Annotated in this window: 12 protein-coding genes; 6 read left to right on the top strand and 6 right to left on the bottom strand. The window is 62.5% G+C overall.

What is annotated here, in order from left to right; genetic code table 11:
- Positions 1-10: 10 nt before the first annotated feature.
- Both pbpC and TR61_RS06820 read right to left on the bottom strand, forming a co-directional pair.
- Entirely contained in the window at positions 11-2,053 is a 2,043-nt protein-coding gene (gene pbpC, locus TR61_RS06825; protein ID WP_050929176.1) for a penicillin-binding protein 1C, read from the bottom strand.
- The gene (locus TR61_RS06820) at positions 2,050-7,470 is read right to left on the bottom strand and encodes an alpha-2-macroglobulin family protein (protein ID WP_082181871.1); all 5,421 of its coding nucleotides are present in this window, start codon (positions 7,468-7,470) and stop codon (positions 2,050-2,052) included. Before TR61_RS06820 ends, pbpC begins: the two co-directional genes overlap by 4 nt.
- A 185-nt stretch (positions 7,471-7,655) precedes the next feature.
- Here TR61_RS06820 and TR61_RS06815 point away from each other — a divergent pair, with 185 nt between their 5' ends.
- Positions 7,656-9,824: a response regulator gene (locus TR61_RS06815; RefSeq protein ID WP_050929175.1), complete on the top strand. Its 2,169-nt coding sequence runs from the start codon at positions 7,656-7,658 to the stop codon at positions 9,822-9,824.
- On the opposite strand, the gene yaaA is transcribed toward TR61_RS06815, so the two are convergent.
- From yaaA to TR61_RS06800, 3 genes are all read right to left on the bottom strand, one after another.
- Entirely contained in the window at positions 9,821-10,609 is a 789-nt protein-coding gene (yaaA, locus tag TR61_RS06810) for a peroxide stress protein YaaA (RefSeq protein WP_050929174.1), read from the bottom strand. The two genes, TR61_RS06815 and yaaA, sit on opposite strands and share 4 nt — an antisense overlap.
- Before the next feature lie 32 nt (positions 10,610-10,641).
- Positions 10,642-12,681, bottom strand: coding sequence for a DNA helicase RecQ (gene recQ / locus TR61_RS06805; RefSeq protein WP_050929173.1), 2,040 nt, complete (start codon positions 12,679-12,681; stop codon positions 10,642-10,644).
- A gap of 78 nt (positions 12,682-12,759) precedes the next feature.
- On the bottom strand, positions 12,760-13,047 hold the full coding sequence (locus TR61_RS06800) for a YggT family protein (RefSeq protein ID WP_050929172.1): 288 nt from the start codon (positions 13,045-13,047) through the stop codon (positions 12,760-12,762).
- A gap of 204 nt (positions 13,048-13,251) precedes the next feature.
- Here TR61_RS06800 and TR61_RS06795 point away from each other — a divergent pair, with 204 nt between their 5' ends.
- The 5 genes from TR61_RS06795 to arfB all read left to right on the top strand — a co-directional run bounded on the left by TR61_RS06795 (position 13,252) and on the right by arfB (position 17,802).
- On the top strand, positions 13,252-14,646 hold the full coding sequence (locus TR61_RS06795) for an MFS transporter (RefSeq protein WP_050929171.1): 1,395 nt from the start codon (positions 13,252-13,254) through the stop codon (positions 14,644-14,646).
- Complete coding sequence (gene mepA, locus TR61_RS06790) at positions 14,643-15,515, top strand: penicillin-insensitive murein endopeptidase (protein ID WP_050929170.1); 873 nt, start codon at positions 14,643-14,645, stop codon at positions 15,513-15,515. The genes TR61_RS06795 and mepA overlap by 4 nt, the downstream gene beginning before the upstream one ends.
- Positions 15,488-16,369, top strand: coding sequence for an esterase-like activity of phytase family protein (locus TR61_RS06785; RefSeq protein WP_050929169.1), 882 nt, complete (start codon positions 15,488-15,490; stop codon positions 16,367-16,369). Before mepA ends, TR61_RS06785 begins: the two co-directional genes overlap by 28 nt.
- Before the next feature lie 85 nt (positions 16,370-16,454).
- Positions 16,455-17,084 (top strand): queuosine precursor transporter, encoded by a 630-nt coding sequence (locus tag TR61_RS06780; protein WP_050929168.1) that lies wholly within the window; start codon positions 16,455-16,457, stop codon positions 17,082-17,084.
- 301 nt (positions 17,085-17,385) lie between these two features.
- A complete protein-coding gene (gene arfB / locus TR61_RS06775; protein ID WP_050929167.1) occupies positions 17,386-17,802 on the top strand; it encodes an alternative ribosome rescue aminoacyl-tRNA hydrolase ArfB in 417 nt (138 codons plus the stop codon).
- Positions 17,803-17,858: 56 nt separating this feature from the next.
- Here the strand turns inward: arfB and TR61_RS06770 are convergent, their stop codons facing one another.
- Complete coding sequence (locus tag TR61_RS06770) at positions 17,859-18,119, bottom strand: NADAR family protein (RefSeq protein WP_050929166.1); 261 nt, start codon at positions 18,117-18,119, stop codon at positions 17,859-17,861.
- Positions 18,120-18,172: the final 53 nt, after the last annotated feature.

The following is an 18,172-nucleotide window of genomic DNA, read 5'->3' as shown; positions in this document are numbered from 1 at the left end:
CCGGGTCGGGTCAGTCCAGAACGCGGATGTTCACCCGGGCCGATTGGCCTTGCGCATCCACCACGGTGAGGGTGGAAAACCCCGCACCTGGATTGGGCATTTCAACCTCCTGCGCGTGAATGTTCATGGCCACGGGCAATCCGTTTGACAGGATCGCATAGGGTCGCTGCCCACCGCGCAGTTTCACCACCAACCCGGCATCCGACAAGGAAAGGCTTGCCCCATCCGGCGGGAAGGTCAACTCGGGAGCATTGGCTTGCTGAAGGCCGCTTTGCCGCGCGCTGAAGCGTTGCAAGGGTTGCGGAAGCTGCGCGGCCCCCAGAAGCAGGGTTTCAGGCGGGGGCGGCGGAAGCGGGTCGAAGGCCGGCTTGAGGCTACCGAAGGCCTTGAACAGGATCGGGGCCGCCGCATCCGCGCCATAGGCGCCGGGCACAGGCGTGCCATCGGGGCGGCCCACCCAGACGCCGATCACATGGCGGCCATCCCAGCCCACCGCCCAGGCATCCCGGTGGCCATAGGAGGTGCCGGTCTTGTAAGCCACTGCGTGGGCCGGGGCGCCGGGTGGGGGCGCAAGGTCAGCCAGAACATGACCGATCTGCCAGGCGGCCGAACGGGAGATCAAGCGCGTTTTCGGCTGTTCGGCCTGTGGGAGGTGGGAGAGCGGGATCGCCTCCCCTCCGCTGGCGAGGGCCGCGTAAAGCTGGACCAGATCACGCAGGCTGAGGCCGATGCCACCCAGCGAAATCGCCAGCCCCGGCTTACCGCCGGGCACGCGTGCCTCGACCCCGGCGCGCGAAATGGCTGACATCACGCGGGCCGGACCCATCGCGTGGGTCAGCTTGATCACGGGGATGTTCAGCGAAAGCTGTAAGGCATCGCGCACGCGGATATCGCCGCGAAACTGCCCGTCAAAGTTTTGCGGCGCATAGCGGCCAAACTGCACTGGGCCGTCATGGATCAGCGTCGCGGGATGCACCAGGCCCTGATCGAAGGCCAGACCATAGACCAGCGGTTTGAGCGTCGATCCCGGCGACCGGATGGCGCGGGTCATGTCGACGAAGCCTTGCCGCTGGGTATCGGTGAAATCGGGCGATCCGACCGAGGCCAGGATTTCACCCGTGCGGTGATCGGCGACGACAAGGGCGGCCGAAACACGCGGCGGAGCCTGGGCCATGTCTTCCTGCAACAGCCGTTCGAGCCGCGCCTGAAGGCGCGCGTCCAGTGTCAGGTGGTGGCGCAGTGCAACGGGATCCTGCACTGCCACCTGATCGGTCAGATGCGGGGCCAGTGCCGGAAATCGGTGAGCCCGCAGAGGCACGGCGCTGCGCAGGGCCACCTGCGTATCATCCTGTGCAATCACGCCATCCTGCGCCAGGCGCGCCAGCACCCTGTCGCGGGCCGCGCGTGCGGTGTCGGGGTTGCGGTCCGGCCTGCGCGCTTCGGGCGATTGCGGCAGGGCGATCAGAAGGGCGGCTTCGGCATGGGTCAGGCGGCGCGGGTCCTTGCCGAACCATGCCCGCGTGGCGGATCGGATGCCTTCCAGATTGCCGCCATAGGGCGCATGCAGCAGATACAGCGACAGGATCTGATCCTTGGTCAGCCGCCGCTCCAACGCCAGCGCAAGGCGCATCTGCCTCAGCTTGCCGGACCACTGGCCGGTGCTGCCGTTTTCCAGAAGGCGCGCAAGCTGCATCGTCAGGGTCGATCCGCCCGACACGATTTCCCCATGCCATGCCGATTGCAGCGCCGCCCGGATTAGCGCCAGCGGGTCAACGCCCGCATGTGACCAGAAGCGTTGATCCTCATATCGGATCAGCATGTCGATCAGCAGTGGGTCCACATCGCTGACCGAAACGGCCAGACGCCAGCGGCCATCCTCCACCGGGAACACACGCATCAGGGTGCCGGTTCGATCGACCACCTCGACCGAGGTTTCGGTAAGCACCGGCGGCAGATCGGTGCGAGCGATCCACGCATCGCCAAAATCGCGCAGCGCCCCAAGGCCGGCCAAGGCCAGCCCTGCCGTGAACAGAAGGGGCGCGGCGCGGATCATTCCGCGATGGTCACGCGGCCGGTGTCGGTGCGCGCGCGGTAACGGGGGCGGTACATATCCTCCACCGACGCCGCCGGCTGGTGATAAACCCCCGGCGTCACCGCGCGGGCGACATAGGCCAGCGTCACCGTCCGCCGATCCCGCAGATCGACCGCGGCCAGGAACCGGTCGCTGCGGAACTCGGTATGTTCAGTCTCGGACGTCTCAAGCCAGTCCAGCGCGCGGATATCGCCTGAGCGCAGGAGGCTGGGATTGTCGATTTCCACCCCGGCGGGCAGCGGATCGTCGATCATCAGCCGCGCCCCGGTGTCGAGCGATGGGCGGACCTCAAGCACGACGACGAACCGTTCGCCCAGTGTCAGGGCCGAGGGGTCCATGCGTGCGCCATCCAAGTCGTAATAGCTGCGGCTGATCGTGTACCCGGTGCCCCCGGCAGGCGGCGGGATCAGCGGCACACCGATGGTTGTCAACGTGATATCCGTGGGCTGGGCCGTTGTTATGGCAAAGCTTTGGTCGGTCATCGCATCCTGCAGCAGTCGCACGAAGGGGCCGGACACATCCGCGCCGTTCACGCGCAAGCCGCTGGCCGGGTTATCGGCCAAAGCGTGTGCGGCCAGCAGCGACCAGGCCGCTTCCTGCGTTGACCGGCGGCCCTGACGCAACGCCACCCGGTCAACCAGTGCGGTGGTGTCGATCGCTGTACTGCCTGCCTCCGACGCCAGCGTCAGCACGCCCGCGGCATCGCGCAGGTAAGTGCCGAAATCCGACCGCCATACCGGCAGGCCATCCCCGGTTTGCGCATCCAGACGCGCCTGTGACAGGGCAAAAAGCCTGTCCGCCCGCACCTGATCGCCATAGGCGGCAAGGGCCGAGGCCAACTGCGCCAGCGCCATTGGCGTCGCAAACGCATCGGCCTTCTGATCGGCGTAGTACCGCAGATCACCCATCGACGCCGCGCCTTCGCGGGCCAGCACCATCAGCGCATAGGCGATGTCCTGTCCGCCCCGGTCAAAATCGGCGGCGAAGTTCACGCGGTTGCGCAGATTGTCCAGCGCCATGCGGAACGCGAGATCCGGCACCGCGTGCCCTCCGGCGCGGGCGCGGCTGAGGAAATCGGCCACATAAGCGTCCAGCCAGAAATCCGAACCGGATTCCGCGCGCCACAGCCCGAAAGCCCCGCTGGAGGTCTGGCGCGCCAGAACCTGGCTGATGGCCGAGGCGATCTTGCGGTCCATATCAGGCCTCTCGCCCAGGCCTGCGGACTGCGCCACGGAACTGAGATAGAGGAGCGGCATCGCCTGCGAGGTCACCTGTTCGGTGCAGCCATAAGGATACCGATCAAGCGCCGCCAAGAGTCCCGGCGCATCGAACCGCGCCAGCGCCCCGGCCGAAATCAACGCGCTGCCCGTGCCAGCGCGCATCTCGGCAAAGACCTGGGTGTCGAGGGTGAATGTCTCGCCCGCGCCAAGGGCGAAGCGGCGCGTTTCCGCGATTTCAGGATCGTTGGCGCGCACAGGCAAGAGGAAGTCCTGCGTCAGTTCGGTGCCATCGGGGGTGACAAGCGTCAGAGTAATCGGATGATCGCCCACCTGATCGGAAGACAGGGCAATATCCAGCGTCTCTTTCCCCTGTTCGGCCAATGTGACCTGTGCCGCCGTTTCTGCAAGAAGCAGCGATTGCGGCACGCCCAGGCGCAGCGCCATCTCTCCGGCAGGGCCTTCCGCATGTACCAGTTCGATCCGCATGCGGCTTCTGTCACCCGGTGCCAGGAACCGTGGCAGGCTGACTGTTGCCACAACCGGGTCACGCACGATCACATCGGATTCGGCCTGACCGACGCCCTTGTTGCTCCAGGCCACGGCCATCAGTCGGACGGTCCCGTTGAAGGCGGGCAGGTCGAAATTGACGAAGGCCTTGCCATCCGCGCCAACCTGCACGGGGCCCGAAAAACGCGCCATCAGCTCTTGCGTCGGAGGGGGCGACTGCATGCGCATGCCCGCATTGGCATCCCCGCCCGATCGCACGCGGCCAGTTGCGCCGTTCATGCCGTCAATCAGGCGGCCATAGACATCGCGCAGTTCGACCCCCAGCCGTCGTTGGCCAAAGTAATGCGCCGAAGGGTCGGGGCTGTCGAAGGCCGTCAGGTTCAGGATACCCACATCCACCGCGGCAACAGTCATCCAGACCTCATCACCAGGTGCCGCGCCATCCACTGTCGCGCCGACGCGCAACGTTCCGCGGGGGCGCACGATATCCGGTGCATCCAGCGTCACCGACAGTTGCAGGTCGCCCGGAGCAACCTTGGCATAGGCCAGACCCAGTGCGCGCGCGGGGTTCTGCCCAGCGGCCACATCCATCGGGCGGATCACCGTGGCGGTGACATAGGCCCCCGCACCCCAGTCATCGGTGACCGCAACGGGGATCAGGTTTTCGCCCGTGCGGACCTCCACCGCCTGACGGGCGATCACGTGATCCGACATCACGGTAACCAGCGCCGTTCCTTCAAAACGCGGTACGATGCGCAGCTGGGCGGTGTCACCGGGCGCATAGTCGGGTTTGTCCAGGGACAGCTCAAGCGTATCGGGCGTGTCCGAGCTGTCGGCCGGCGCATACCACCCGGCGTAGAAATCCTGGGACGCGGCGACATAAGCGCCATCAGCGGTTTCCACGATCAATTCGTACCGGCCCCATTCGACCGGCGCAGCTATGCGTAGCGGGCCGCCGTCGATGCGGGCAGTGCCGGTGGCAACGCGGCTGCGGCGGGTGATCGGCTCCCAATCCCAGCTGCCGTAAAGCTGGAACCACTGGTACCGCGTCTGCACGCGGTTCAGCGTCCAGGTGACGGAACGCGCCTCGGGCTGCTCATCCGAGGAAAGCGCGATAACGTCAAAGCGCGCTTCGGTGCCTTCGGCCACCACATCTTCGAACAGTGGCTTGATACCGATCAGCGATCCGGCGGGCCGCACCACCGCCGTTATCTGGCGTTCCACCGGTCTGCCCGATCCTTCTGCAATCCGTCCGGTGACCGTGGCTGTCAGCGGCATGCCTGCCAGATCGGTTTGCGGGATCTCAACTGCGACGACGGCGCGGCCATTCCCGTCGGTCGGTCCGCCGTCGAAATAGCTGCGGATCGTGCGCGTGCTGTCATCGTAGCGGCCGAATTTGTATCCGGGCCAGTCTTCAAGGCTGCGGGTTGCACGCAGGGCGACGGATCCTTCAATGGCCAGATCCGATCCCGGCGCACCAAAGAGATAGCGCGCCTCGACCGTCATCGGCGGCGTGTCGCCCGGGCGCAGAGGAGCGTCAGGCAGGGACAGGTCAAAGTCGATCCGTTCGGGCAGGAAATCTTCGACCAGCAGTTGCGTTGTGGCCAGTGCAGGGCCATTCGCGTCGGTTTTCAGCGCCACGTTCCAGGTACCGCGCGGCACTGCAAGACCCAGCGGGAAGTCAAAGACATGGCCGCCCGCACGCCCGCCATTCGACAGCAGCCTGCGATATTCGACCCCATCGGGACGGGTGAGGATCGCCGTCAGTGGCAGCCCGTCGATCGCGCGGGCGTCGCTGTCGCGTGCAAGCGCCGTCAGGTGGATCGTCTCGCCCGCGCGGTAGGCACCGCGATCAGGCGTCAGGAAAACATCGACAGGGCCGGCGGGTGCGCGCCCCTCGACCCCGCGATCGGACAGATCAAAGGCCGGATCGGTAAGGCTGAGAAAGCCCACATCCCCTTCGCCCAGCGCCGCCAGAACCAGGGCGGGCGCGGCAGATCCTGCGCCCCGCGTCAGACCGGCATCGAAACGGGCGCGTCCGTCGGCATCGGTGGTTGCGCGGCCCAGAACCTCGTTCGCGCGCGAGATCAAAGTGACTTCTACCCCCGAACGCGGTTGCGCGTCGGACAAGCCTCGCACATCCACATGCAGACCTTCCGTGCCCAGCATCGTCGCCAGCCCCAGGTCGGACAGGACGAACCACTGCGTGGCCCCGCCATCTTCATAGGGATCGCCATCGGGATTGCGCGCCTTCAGCGCATAGATCCCCGTGGGCAGATCCGACAGCACCTCGCCCAGGGGCAGGCGGGTGGTCATGGTCTGGTTGAGTGTGTTCTGCACATCGGCCGTGCCGGTCCAGACCTCTTGCGCGATGGTTTCGGCAAAGCTTTCGTCCTCCCATTTCGACAGGGGACGCCCGAAATATCCCTCCTGCACCGCGCGCAGCAGGTTACGGTCGGACACACGGCGCAGCGCAAGGTCGATCCGCGACAGGTTCACGGTTTCCACGGGCAGCGCTGCGTCGGCGGCTTTGGGCAGGACATAAGACCGGCCCGGGAAGCGCACCAGCGGGCTTCGGTCGCGGACGTATTGGGTGATCTCGATGTCGCGGACCAGCGTTTCACCCGAGGCGGCGGGAAGACCGCTGCGCAGGGTGATCTGATACCGCGTGCCATGGGTAACCCCATCGACGCAAAGCTGGCGGTCAGAGCCTGTCACAACAAGGTCGGACGAGGGCAGGCGCACGAAGGGTTCGTAATCCACCCCGGCCTTCACCAGCGGTTCGGAGAATTCCACGCAGATGCGCGGCGCTTCGGCATCACTGTCGACTTGTGTGTCAACAACACGGAACCCGTATTTGGCCACGGCCGCATCAAGGGCCGCCAACACATCCGGGCGCGACGCTTCGGATTGCGCCACGCGCAGGGCGGACACCATGTCACGCCCGCGGTTCGCGCGTTCAAGAACAAGCGCCATGACCATCAGCGCATTCGCACGGATGTTGGCTGTTTCGCCCCGTACATATCCGTTCAGGGCCCCCAAAAGCGCACGGCGTTCCGCATTGCGGCGCGCGCGTCCATTATCGGGCAAAAGCTCAAGGTTCAGCCGCGCATATTCTGTCCAAAGGTCGGCGCGATCGGTTTGCGCGACAGCAACGCCCATCCACTGGATTGCGCTTTGCAGGTTACCCGATGCTTCGGCTGCATTGGCGGCTTGCAACAGATCCCCAAGCGCCAGTCCTGTGTCAGCGTGTCGAAAGCCGATCTGGCGGGCCTCACGCAGGGCGTCCTGCACGACATTATCCGACAGAAACGGCAACGCCGCCCGGCGACGGTCTGCATTGGCCTGCAATTCCGCCGAAACCGGCGTTTTTCGCGCGGAAATGGCGCCCTGATACGGCGTTTCATCGGTCACATCTGTCTTGGGAAAACAGGCGTTCGATCGTGTGTTGAACGTGAAAGCCTGGCAATCGGGCGATTGCGCGCACACACGAATACATATTTGCAGATCGGTATCGAAAATCGCCTGCAGGTCCGAGCCATAGAAATCGACATCCCGCGTCACGATCATCCGGTGATCGGGCATAGCCTGTGCCCAAAGGGCGGGTGCGATCAAAAACGAAAACAATGCTGCAAAGGCCATACGGTGCATCGGGCTCTCCCAACTGAAAATTGCCTCCAGCGTGACACGAGGCAGGTCACGCTGGCAACTGCGCGGACGAATTTCTTTGCGGGGTCGTAAAACGCACCGCGATTAAGCCGATCTTCACACAAAAAGCAGATTGTTCCGCGAACCCCGTGACCCCATGCAAAACCCACTCCGGTGAGACCCACGAGATGACCCTTGCAGGCAAACTGGCTGAAGAGCGGCGCGCGCGGCTGGCCGCCGAACGTCTGCTTGAGTTGAAGCAGGCCGAACTGCACGCGGCAAACCGCAAATTGGGCCAGCATGCCCTGGCCTTGACCCGGCGCATCGGCGCGACCGAAGCCGAAGTCGCAACGGTTCGGGACGAAAATGAAAAGGTCAAATCTGACCTGTCACTGGCCAACGCCAAGGTCGAAATCGCCGAACGCCGATTGTGGTTGTCGATCCAGTCGATTCAGGACGGGTTTGCCTTCTTCGACGCCGACGGGCTGATGATAGGGGCCAACACCGCCTATCTGTCGGTGTTCGAAGATCTCGAGGAGGTCGCCCCCGGGGTAAGCTATGTCCGTATTCTTCAGATCCTGACGGATGAAGGGATTGTAAACACCGAGGACCTGAGCCCCGGAGACTGGCGCGCCAAAATGATGGCGCGCTGGCAGATGCCGGAACCGGAGCCCACGGTTATCCGTCTTTGGAACGATCAATACATCAAACTGATCGACCAGCGCGGTTTTGGCGGCGACATTGTCAGCCTTGCGCTGAACATCACGGCGACAGTCCACTACGAGGCCGAATTGGATGCAGCCCGGCAGAATGCCGAAACCGCCAACCGCGCCAAATCCGCCTTTCTGGCCAATATCAGCCATGAAATCCGCACGCCCATGAACGGTGTCGTGGGCATGGCGGACCTGATGATGGATACCGACCTGACGGATGAACAGCGCCTTTACGCGTCAACCATCAAGAACTCGGGCGAGGCGCTGCTGGTCATCATTAATGACGTGCTCGACTATTCGAAGATCGAGGCAGAGAGGCTGAAACTTTATGCCGAACCCTTCGATCTGGAGCGGTGCGTGCATGAAGTGGTTACCCTGCTTCAGCCGGCGGCGCGCGACAAAGGCATTACACTGGCGATGGATTGCGACCTTTTCCTGCCTGTGGAGGTCGTTGGCGATAGTGGCCGAATCCGACAGGTGTTGACCAATCTGGCCGGCAACGCGGTTAAGTTCACCGAACAGGGCCATGTTTTGATCAGGCTGACGGGTGTGACCGATCTGGCTGCGGGCACCGTCACCCTTCACGTTACCGTCGAAGATACCGGGATCGGTATTCCGGAGGACAAGATCGCCCATATCTTTGGTGAGTTTAATCAGGTCGAACATGAAAACAGCCGCCGCTTTGAAGGCACCGGCCTTGGGCTTGCCATCGTCCAACGCCTGATCGACCTGATGGAGGGCGAAGTTTGGGTCGATGCACAGGAGGGTGTCGGGTCCTGCTTCGGATTTCGCGTGACCCTTCCCATGGTTGGCGGCCCCACTGAACCGCCGCAGCTTGCTGACAGCCTGTCGCCTATTCTGGTGGTCGATAACACTGCACTGAACCGCGACATTGTCAGTCGCCAGTTGACGCAGCTTGGGGTCGAAGTGACAGCCGCCACCACCGGAACGGATGCCCTGAGCATCGTGCGCGAACACTGTGATTTTGCCGCCGTCATCATAGACGAGGATTTGCCTGATATGATGGCGCGGGACCTCGTTGATGGCGTACGGCGCTTGGGACTGAACGCGCCCATATTGCTGATGTCTTGCGAACGTCAGGGGCAGTCGGATGTATTTGACGGGACCTTGCCCAAGCCTCTTACCCGTGCCGTTCTTTTCAAGCAGCTCGGCGATCTGTCAGACCTGCGCGGTGCAAAAGGCGATGCGCCGCCAGCGGTCTTGGAGGTGCCTCAGATCCGACCGATGCGTATCCTTGCGGCCGAGGATAACAAGACCAACCGTCTGGTCTTGTCGAAGATGCTCAAAGCCCTGAATGCCGAGCTTCAATTCGCCGAAAACGGAGAAGAGGCTGTACATGCCTATGCCGACAGGCGGCCTGACATGATTTTCATGGATATCTCAATGCCAGTTCTGGATGGCAAGGCCGCCACCCGCCAGATCCGCCAGATGGAAGAGGGCAGCAGCCATCACGTTCCCATCATCGCGCTGACCGCCCATGCACTGCAAAGCGATCATGACGAGATCCTGGCGGCTGGTATCGATCTGTGCCTGACCAAGCCACTACGTAAGGATGTGATCCTGGAACAGGTGCGGGCCCATCAGCCAGACGGGACCGCGCCACTTGAGCCGCCGGTGGATTAGGAGGCGGCTTTCAGCGCAGCCGCCTCGGCGCGGACGAAGACGGGCTTGTCCTCCTCGGACAGATCAGGGCGATAGGCATACCCGCCCATATCGAAATCTGTCAGGGACGACGGATCGGTCAGGCGGTTCTGCACGATGAACCGCGCCATCGCACCGCGCGCTTTCTTGGCAAAGAAACTGACGATCTTGGGGCCGTTGGGTTTGTCTTCCATGAAGACCGGCGTGATCACCCGCAGCTTCAGTGCGGATGGCTTGACCGCGCCGAAATATTCCTGGCTGGCGCAGTTGACCAGTACGTCAGACCCTGTTTCGTCGGCCTGAGCGTTCAGCGCCTTTGCGATCTGATCGCCCCAATACTCATACAGCGATCCGCCGCGCCGGGTTTTCAGGCGGCTGCCCATCTCAAGCCTGTAAGGCTGGATTGCGTCGAGCGGACGCAAGACGCCATAAAGGCCCGACAGAATCCGCAGGTGGTCCTGTGCCCAGGACAATTCATCTTCGTCCAGGGAACTGGCTTCCAACCCCTGATAGGTGTCGCCGGCAAAGGCCAGTGCCGCAGGGCGGACGGCTTCCGCGTCGGGCGCATCGGCAAAATCCCGGAAGCGGTCTCGGTTCAGCTTGGCCAGGTCGGGGCTGATATCCATCAGCTTTTGCAGATCACCCAAAGTCAGATTGCGCGCGGTTTTCGCCAGACGGATCGCATCGTCCTGAAAATCGGGTGTTGTCACGGGCAGGTCGCGTTCGGCCCAGTCCAGACGTTTCGCAGGTGAGATGACAACAAGCATGATGACCCCTTTTGCAGCTTCCGATGAAGGACTTAGCTCGCCTCCCGCAGAACGTCCAGAAAGGCGGCGCCAAAGCGTTCGCTACGGCGTTCGCCCAGCAACCGCTCCATCCCGCGCTCATCGCTGGGGCGCTGCTGCGCGACCTTGGCCAAAAGCGACGCGGAACAACTCAGCGGCTTCTCGACACCCGTTTCACCGCGCGCCAGATTGGCCTGCACTTCAAGCAGCCGATCGTAAAGCGTGCCCGCGTCGCGACCCGCCAGTTTCTGACGCGCGGGGTGAAGCGATTGCACCTCGCCCGCGATCACTTCAAGGAAGGTCTTGCCATAGCGATCCAGCTTCTTGGCCCCCACCCCGCCAATACGCGCCATGTCGTCGAGGGTTTTCGGACGAGTCTCGGCCATTTCGATCAGGGTGCGGTCGGGGAAGATGACATAGGCAGGCACCTTCGCGGCCTCGGCCAGGGCCCGACGTTTGGCCTTGAGCGCCGACAGCAGCGGCGCGTCCTCGTCTGACACAAGCGTTTTGACGGCAGGACGGCGCTGCGCCTGTGTGATCGTATCCTTGCGCAGGGTGATCGACGCCTCTCCCCGCAGGATCGGGCGCGCGGCTTCGGTGAACCGCAGCGCGCCATGGCGTTCGGGATCGGGGCGGATCAGGTCATGGCCCATCATCTGCCGGAAAATCGCCTGCCACTGGCGACGGTCATAGTCTGTACCCACGCTGAAGGTGGGCAATTCGTCATGGCGACGGGCGCGTACTTTGTCGGTCAGGGTTCCAGTCAGGATGTCGATGAGGTGCCCCGAGCCGAACCGTTCATCGGTCCGCAGGATGGCAGACAGCGCCATGCGCACAGGCGTCGTGCCGTCGAACGTCTCGGCCGGGGTGTCGCACAGATCGCAACGGCCGCAGGTCACATCGGTTTCGCCAAAATATCCCAGCAGGGTTTTGCGACGGCATTCCAGCGCTTCGGCCAGACCAAGAAGCGCATTCAGTCGCGCATGATCGGCCAGGCGGCGTTCGGGCGGGGCCAGCCCTTCGTCAATCTGTGATCGGCGCAGGCGGATATCGTCGGGGCCGAACAGCGTGAGCGTTTCGGCCGGTGCGCCGTCACGCCCCGCGCGGCCGATTTCCTGGTAATATGCCTCGATCGATTTGGGCAGATCGGCATGGGCGACCCAGCGGATATCCGGTTTGTCGACCCCCATCCCAAAGGCCACGGTGGCCACGACGATCAGCCCGTCTTCCTGCTGGAACCGGCGTTCGGTGATGCGGCGGTCATCGGCCTCCATCCCGCCGTGATAATGACAGGCGGCGTGCCCTTCGTCGCGCAGGGCCTTGGCCAGCGTTTCGGTTTTGGCGCGGGTACCGCAATAGACGATGCCCGACTGGCCCCGGCGGGCGGCGGCAAAGCTCAGGATCTGGGCGCGAGGGTTGTTTTTAGCGCCAAAGGCCAGGTGCAGGTTGGGCCGGTCGAAACCACGCAGAAATGCTCGCGGCGCTGCGCCATCAAACAGTTTTTCGACAATCTCGGCCCGGGTCTCCTCGTCCGCTGTTGCGGTGAAGGCGGCCAATGGTACGCCCAGCGCGCGACGCAGGGCACCGATGCGCAGGTAATCGGGCCGGAAGTCATGACCCCACTGGCTGACGCAATGCGCCTCGTCCACGGCGATCAAGCTGACGCCGATCCGGCGCAGCATGCCAATGGCCGATCCTGCGGCCAGCCGTTCGGGCGCGATATAAAGAAGCTTGAGCCGACCATCCTCCAACGCTTGCCAGACGGCTTCGGTTTCCTCAGGCGTATTGCCAGAGGTCAGCGCACCAGCCGCAACACCGGCTTCCTGCAAAGCGCGCACCTGATCGCGCATCAGCGCAATCAGCGGAGAAATGACAACCGTTACCCCATCGCGCAAAAGCGCGGGCAGCTGGAAACACAGGGATTTACCGCCACCGGTCGGCATGATCGCCAGCACGTTTTCACCCGTGCTCACAGCCTCGACAATCTCTTCCTGACCGGGGCGGAAGGCGTCGAATCCGAACACGTCGCGCAAAAGCGTGGCGGCAGATGTCATGGGTGACCTGTAAGATTTTAGTTGTCTGCTCTTACAGGTGACTGTCCCATACTAAGATTCGGTGAACAAGACCCGAGCTTACGCGAAGCCGAAGATCACAGGCAGAATATAAGCCCTGAGCGAGATCACCACGATCAGCGCCACCAGCGGGGCCAGATCCAGTGGCCGCGTATCCGGCAAGACCCGGCGGATCGGCTGGTAAATCGGCTCAAGCAAGCGGTTCAGCCCCTGCCAGATCTGCGAGACCAGCGGCTGGTGCAGATTGAGCACCTGAAAGTTGATCAACCAGCTCATGATGATGTGAACGATCATCACGAAGTACACGACGCTGAGGACCAGCTGCAGAGGGCCATAGATGGCGAGCATGGGCAAAAGGCTCCTTTATTCTCAGGGTCTGAGTTAAGCGGCATGCGGTCAAAGGGCAAGCCTTGGCGCGCGGTTGTGGTTGACGGGCGCTTCAGCGCTGGGACGGGTGCCATGCCGCAAATCGTCCGGGCAAGCCCATGCAGGAATAACTTGCCCCATCGGCGTTTCCCGTGTCTCATCCAACAAAAAAAGGAACAGGGACATATGGCAGATACAGCAGAACAAGCGCCTTTCGGGGGCGTGTCTCTTCGTAAGCGCGTCTGGGGCTGGTTTTTCTTTGACTGGGCAAGCCAGCCGTATCACACGCTGCTGGTCACCTTCATTTTCGGACCCTATTTCGCGGCCGTGGCGGCCGAGTATTACCTTGGCACCGGGATGGACGAACAGCTCGCCGACGCACAGGCGCAAAGCGTTTGGGCGCTGTGCCTGACGATCACGGGCCTGATCATCGGGTTCGGGGCCCCATTGATGGGCGCACTGGCCGACAGTTCCGGTCGGCGGGTGCCCTGGGTATTTGCCTTTTCCTGCATGTATGTGATCGGCGCTGGCGCGCTTTGGTTCACCTATCCCGACGGGTCAAACATGTGGTGGATGCTGGCCGCCTTTGGCCTTGGCTTCATCGGCGCGGAATATGCGCTGATTTTCACCAATTCGCAGCTTCCCTCGCTTGGCACCGATGAGGAGATCGGCGCGATCTCAGGGTCGGGCTTTGCGTTCGGATACGCGGGCGGCTTCGTGTCACTTCTGATCATGCTTTTGCTTTTTGCCGAACAGGGCAATGGCAAGACGCTGATCGGGCTTGATCCCCTGTTCGGTCTGGATGCCTCGGAACGGGAAGGCACCCGCGCGGTCGGCCCCATTTCCGCATTGTGGTTTGCGGTGTTTATGATCCCGTATTTCATGTGGGTCCGCGATGCGCCTCGCCCTGAAAGCCGTGCAAGCTTCGGCACGGCCATGGGGATGCTTGTTGCCCTCCTGAAAAGCCTTGTGCATCGGCTTAGCCTGTCGGCCTATCTGGGATCCTCGATGTTCTATCGCGATGCGTTGAACGGGCTTTACAGCTTTGGCGGGGTGTATGCCGCCCTGGTTCTGGACTGGGAGATCACGCAGATCGGCATTTTCGGCATTGTTGCGCTGATTTCATCGGTGGTCTTCAGCTGGCTGGGTGGCCGCCTGGATCAGAAGATCGGCCCGAAGCCGGTGATCATCGCCGCGATCTGGGTATTGATCGGCGTTTGCATCGTGGTCGTATTCATGTCGCGCGAGACGTTCTTCGGCATTGCCCTGCCGCCCGGATCAACCCTGCCCGACATCGTGTTCTTCGGATGCGGCGTTCTGATCGGTGGCATGGGCGGCGTCGTGCAGGCGTCCAGCCGCAGCCTGATGGTGCGCCATTCCGATCCCGCCTCGCCGACCGAGTATTTCGGGCTTTACGGATTGTCCGGACGCGCGACTTCCTTCATCGCCCCGATGCTGATCGGAGCGGTCACAGCCTGGACTGAAAGCGCGCGTTTGGGGGTGTCCCCGATCGTCTTCCTTTTCATCATCGGCCTCTTTCTGCTAATCTGGGTGAAACCGGACGGGGACCGACGAACATGAACTTCATCCGTCTCATCGCGACACTTGGTTTGAGCCTTGGACTGGCGGCGCCGCTGACGGCCGAGCCGCTGGCCAAGCAACAATTCGGCGCGAAACGGACGGCATCGGCCCAACAGCCTGCGCCCTTGGGCAGTTATGCCAGGGGATGCGTGGCAGGTGCTGTGCAATTGCCCGAGACAGGGCCAACATGGCAGGCCATGCGATTAAGCCGGAACCGCAACTGGGGCCACCCAGAGGCGATCGACTTTGTCAAAGACCTCAGCGCCTTTGCCGCAAAGCAACCCGGTTGGCGGGGGCTTTATATCGGCGATATCAGCCAGCCGCGTGGCGGACCGATGCTGACCGGGCACCGCAGCCATCAGATCGGTCTTGATATCGACATCTGGATGCTGCCTGCGTCGAACATCAAATTGTCACGCCAGCAACGCGAAAGCATCTCGTCCATCTCGCTGCGGCGGGCAAAGGGCGCTTTCGTGAATGACAACTGGAGCCGCGCCCACCACCGTATCCTGCGCGCTGCAGCACAAGATCCGCGCGTTGCCCGTATCTTCGTGTTTCCCGGCGCCAAGGTGCAGATGTGCAAGGATGAAAAAGGCGACCGGCGCTGGCTGCGGAAAATCCGGCCGTGGTATGGTCATCACTATCATTTCCACGTGCGTCTGACCTGCCCCAAAGGAATGCGCGGTTGCGTGAACCAGGATCCGCCACCCCGTGGGGATGGCTGCGCGGACGCGCAGGAATGGGTGAACAACATCCTGAACCCGCCGCCGCCCGATCCCAACGCACCGAAGAAACCCAGCAAGCCCCGGCGCGAGCTGGTTCTGGCCGATCTGCCCAAGCAATGCGCATCGGTTCTGCGCTCGCAGTAATCCTTCTTTGCCTTGTTGTTGCGTATCGACCGGTTTCGGTCGATGCGGATGGCGCGCGGCTACTCTCCGTCTTCACCTGGAAACCGTCCGAGACGCGCCTGGGCGGGCTGTCTGCCATCCTGGTGCGCGATGATGGGTCAGGCGCGCTTCTGCTGACCGATCGCAGTGATCTGTTCGATGTCACGATCCGAAGGGAAGCGGGCAAGATTGCCGGCATCGACGTTCTGAGCAGCAAAAGGCTGGGTGACGACCCAGACGCAGAGGATGCGCTGTTCGATACAGAAGGTCTGGCCTGGGGCGGCGACGGGTCTGTGTTCATCTCGTTCGAGCAGGACAACGTGATCTATCGCCATGATCCGAACACCAACGCCACGGAACAGGTCAAAACCCCCCGAGCCTTCCGCAGCCTGGCTCTGAACAAGGGGCTGGAGGCTCTGGCGATCAACGATCAGGGCCATCTGTTTACGCTGGCCGAACGTCCACGAACACTGGGTTTGGGCTTTGCCGTCTGGCGCTTGGATGGCACCGGATGGAGCCAGCCATTCCATCTGGGCGCGAGAGACGGCTTCCTTGCGGTCTCTGGCGAATTCGGCCCGGACGGGCGGTTTTATCTGCTGGAACGCAAAGTCACGATCCTTGGCTTTCAGTCCCGCCTGCGCCGGTGGGACATTGCCGGCGACACGGCCCGGAACGAGACCCTTCTTCTGACCACAGGCCCGGGCCAGTTCAGCAATCTCGAAGGTCTCGCGCTGTGGCGTGACACAAGGAATGCGCTGAGGGCGACGATGGTGTCAGACGACAACTTCTGGCCGTTCATGCGGACGCAGATTGTGGAATTCGCACTGACGGAATGACTTGCGCATTTTGTCGCAACGCCGTACACGCCGCGCAGCCCTGACGGGCCAAGTCTCCGCAACCTTGTCAAAACGGAAAACGAATATGACACGCGCACATCTTCCCGGCATCATTGCCATGGCGGCCATTGTTGTGGCCTCGAACATCCTGGTTCAGTTCCTCTTTGGCAACTGGCTGACATGGGGGGCGTTCACCTATCCCCTCGCCTTTCTGGTCACCGACCTGATGAACCGCATCTATGGCGCGGGGCCTGCGCGCACCGTTGTCTTCACCGGGTTTCTGGTGGGCGTCTTCTGTTCGCTGATCGGCACGCAGATTATGGGCGAGTTTGGCCCGCTGGTCACCTTCCGCATCGCCATCGGATCTGGCCTGGCCTTCCTGACCGCGCAGCTTCTGGACGTGGGCATCTTCTCGGCCCTGCGCGACCGCGTGTGGTGGCTGGCGCCCTTGTTTTCAACGCTGATCGGCTCCACCGTCGATACGGCGCTTTTCTTCTCCATCGCGTTTTCGGATGCGCTGTCCTTCGTTGATCCTGCCACCGATGTGGCCTGGGCGAACGAGGTTCTGCCGCTTCTGGGCGTGGGTCCGATGGCACCGCTGTGGATGTCGCTGGCGGTTGCGGATTGGATGGTGAAACTGTCGCTAGCGCTGATCGCGCTGATCCCCTTCCGCCTGATCGTTGGGCGGCTGGAAACCAACCGCACATTGGCCTGAAGAAATCGTTTTGCGCCTTGGGAAATCTGTGCCAAGATTCCCTTAGGTTCAACAAAACGAAAGGAGGTGATCCAGTGTCGAGAAAGATGTTGGAGAGATATGTCGGGACAACGTGGGAGGTCGCCTGCTGAGGCAACCCTTGGCGGTTGAAGGCCGCCCGCGGTGACATCGTTTGACCAATGAGGTCTAACCGATATCCCCTCCTGAAGCTTTCGAAAGGGCCGCCTGTTTGGCGGCCCTTTTTCGTGTATGACATGCGTGCACAGGGCGTGCACAACCCGTGCACCGAAAAGGCACCGGCATGCTGAGAGTGAATGACCAGATCACGATTGAGGATTGGGAACTGACCGAGCAATTCATCCGCTCCTCAGGCCCCGGCGGGCAGAACGTGAACAAAGTGGCGACAGCGGTCGAACTGCGGTTCGAGGCGGCGCGGTCCCCCAACCTGCCCGATCCGGTGAAGCGTCGGCTGCAACGTCTGGCCGGGCGGCGCTGGACGAAAGAGGGCGCGGTGGTCTTGCAAGTCTCCGAGGCCCGGACGCAAGCGCGCAACCGCGAGATCGCGCGGGAACGTCTGGCAGAGCTGGTGGCCAAGGCCGCGGTGGCCCCGAAGAAGCGCCGGCCCACCCGCCCGACGAAAGGGTCGGTGGAGCGGCGGTTGAAGGCGAAGAAGGTGCGGGGAGAGGTGAAGCGGTTGCGGGGTGGTGTGGAGGAGTAGGGTGGGTTTTAACGCACCGGTGATCAGTTTGGTTTTTAACTTCTATACTGGCGTGTTCAAATCAGCCGCTCGTAAATCTTGTCTTTAGCGGAAACCGGACCGATTGGCTGTCCTAAAATAAACATGCCAGGGATCCTCGGCGGCAGAACTACTGATTTTTCATCGTACTCGCCGAAACGCACTTGGTCTCGCAATTCCATCAGTAGCCTTCCAAGTACGTTGCGGCCCACAAAACTACCGTCATCCTGCACTTTCGCTCCCCAAAAATCCTCGCGCTTAACCTTTTTTTCTACAATGGCTTTCGAACCCGTTTCCAATAGAACGCGAGAAAATGCTGCATAGTTCTGGACTAGGGTCAGGACTCATAGCC

The organism is Aestuariivita boseongensis, from assembly GCF_001262635.1.
GTDB lineage: Bacteria > Pseudomonadota > Alphaproteobacteria > Rhodobacterales > Rhodobacteraceae > Aestuariivita > Aestuariivita boseongensis.
This window is presented reverse-complemented; position numbering and strand designations above follow the sequence as displayed.

Excerpts from the sequence above, each read along its gene's own strand:
- pbpC (WP_050929176.1), bottom strand. The coding sequence starts at position 2,053 with ATGATCCGCGCCGCGCCCCTTCTGTTCACGGCAGGGCTGGCCTTGGCC.
- TR61_RS06820 (WP_082181871.1), bottom strand. The coding sequence starts at position 7,470 with ATGCACCGTATGGCCTTTGCAGCATTGTTTTCGTTTTTGATCGCACCC.
- TR61_RS06815 (WP_050929175.1), top strand. The coding sequence starts at position 7,656 with ATGACCCTTGCAGGCAAACTGGCTGAAGAGCGGCGCGCGCGGCTGGCC.
- yaaA (WP_050929174.1), bottom strand. The coding sequence starts at position 10,609 with ATGCTTGTTGTCATCTCACCTGCGAAACGTCTGGACTGGGCCGAACGC.
- recQ (WP_050929173.1), bottom strand. The coding sequence starts at position 12,681 with ATGACATCTGCCGCCACGCTTTTGCGCGACGTGTTCGGATTCGACGCC.
- TR61_RS06800 (WP_050929172.1), bottom strand. The coding sequence starts at position 13,047 with ATGCTCGCCATCTATGGCCCTCTGCAGCTGGTCCTCAGCGTCGTGTAC.
- TR61_RS06795 (WP_050929171.1), top strand. The coding sequence starts at position 13,252 with ATGGCAGATACAGCAGAACAAGCGCCTTTCGGGGGCGTGTCTCTTCGT.
- mepA (WP_050929170.1), top strand. The coding sequence starts at position 14,643 with ATGAACTTCATCCGTCTCATCGCGACACTTGGTTTGAGCCTTGGACTG.
- TR61_RS06785 (WP_050929169.1), top strand. The coding sequence starts at position 15,488 with ATGCGCATCGGTTCTGCGCTCGCAGTAATCCTTCTTTGCCTTGTTGTT.
- TR61_RS06780 (WP_050929168.1), top strand. The coding sequence starts at position 16,455 with ATGACACGCGCACATCTTCCCGGCATCATTGCCATGGCGGCCATTGTT.
- arfB (WP_050929167.1), top strand. The coding sequence starts at position 17,386 with ATGCTGAGAGTGAATGACCAGATCACGATTGAGGATTGGGAACTGACC.